Origin of the sequence: Micromonospora sp. NPDC048894 (genome assembly GCF_040649765.1) — a bacterium.
Lineage (GTDB): Bacteria > Actinomycetota > Actinomycetes > Mycobacteriales > Micromonosporaceae > Micromonospora > Micromonospora antibiotica.
In genome coordinates, this window is sequence record NZ_JBEZFY010000042.1 from 1 (window position 1) to 1,503 (window position 1,503).

1 protein-coding gene and 1 pseudogene are annotated in these 1,503 nt (G+C 65.3%); both read right to left on the bottom strand.

Annotation, left to right across the window (positions count from 1 at the left end):
- Nucleotides 1–1,029, bottom strand: a 1,029-nt coding sequence (locus tag AB0C22_RS31215; protein WP_357538594.1) for a 2-oxoacid:ferredoxin oxidoreductase subunit beta, incomplete at its 3' end; no start/stop codon positions are given.
- A pseudogene (locus tag AB0C22_RS31220) lies at nt 1,022–1,503 on the bottom strand (2-oxoglutarate ferredoxin oxidoreductase subunit alpha); the annotation flags it as partial. The pseudogene AB0C22_RS31220 and the gene AB0C22_RS31215, both read right to left, overlap by 8 nt.

Here is a 1,503-nt window from a genome sequence, read left to right on the forward strand (position 1 = left end):
GATCGTCCAGGTGTCGCCGGTGTGGAGGAGGTTGGTGAGTTGTTGTTCGGGGGTGTCGGTGGTGGTGTTTTTGGCGGTGGTGATTTGGTGTTGGACGAGGGTGTCGTAGGAGGGGCGGTTGATTTGGCGGAGGACGCCGATGGGGGTGTTGCGGTGGTTGTGTTCGGGGAGGCGGGTGAGGGCGAAGGCGTAGGCGGGGTCGGTGATGGTGGTGTCGTGGATGACGATGTTTTCGGGTGGGGTGGTGGCGGTGTCGCGGATTTCGAGGCCGAATCCGTGGGGTGGGTGGACGACGCAGTGTTGTCGGTCGCGGCCGAAGGTGATGGGTTGGCCGTGTTCGAGGGGGATGAGGTGGTCGTCGCGGGTGTCGGGTTGTTTGAGTTGGTCGAAGGCGCCGTCGTTGAAGATGTTGCAGTTTTGGTAGATCTCGACGAAGGCGGCGCCGTGGTGTTGGGCGGCGGCGCGGAGGACGGTTTGGAGGTGTTTGCGGTCGGAGTCGATGGTGCGGGCGACGAAGGTGGCTTCGGCTCCGAGGGCGAGGGAGAGGGGGTTGAAGGGGGCGTCGGCGGATCCGGCGGGGGTGGATTTGGTGATTTTGCCGGTTTCGCTGGTGGGGGAGTATTGGCCTTTGGTGAGGCCGTAGATGCGGTTGTTGAATAGCAGGATGGTGATGTTGACGTTGCGGCGTAGGGCGTGGATGAGGTGGTTACCGCCGATGGAGAGGGCGTCGCCGTCGCCGGTGACGACCCAGACGGACAGGTCGGGGCGGGTGACGGACAGTCCGGTGGCGATGGCGGGGGCGCGGCCGTGGATGGAGTGCATCCCGTAGGTGTTCATGTAGTAGGGGAAGCGGGATGAGCAGCCGATGCCGGAGATGAAGACGGTGTTTTCGCGGGGGATGTTGAGTTCGGGCATGAATTGTTGGATGGCGGCGAGGATGGCGTAGTCGCCGCAGCCGGGGCACCAGCGGACTTCCTGGTCGGATTTGAAGTCTTTGGTGGTGAGTTTCACGGCGACGGGTTCAGGCATTTTTGCAGACCTCTTCCAGCATCGTCTCCAGTTCGGCGGCGGTGAAGGGTAGGCCGCGGACCTGGTTGTAGGCGATCGCGTCGATCAGGTATCGGGCGCGGATGATCTGGGCGAGTTGGCCGAGGTTCATCTCGGGGATGACGACGCGGTCGTAGGTGGCCAGGACGTCGCCGAGGTTGGCCGGTAGGGGGTTGAGGTGGCGCAGGTGGGCTTGGGCGATGGGTTGGCCGTGGTGGCGCAGGGTGCGGCAGGCGGCGCCGATGGGTCCGTAGGTGGAGCCCCAGCCGAGCACGAGGGTCCGGGCGGTGCCGTCGGGGTCGTCGACGTCGAGGTCGGGCACGGGGATGGCCTGGATGCGGGCGGCGCGGGTGCGGACCATGTAGTCGTGGTTGGCGGGGTCGTAGGAGATGTCGCCGGTCTTGTCGGCTTTCTCCAGTCCACCGATGCGGTGTTCGAGGCCGGGGGTGCCGGGGA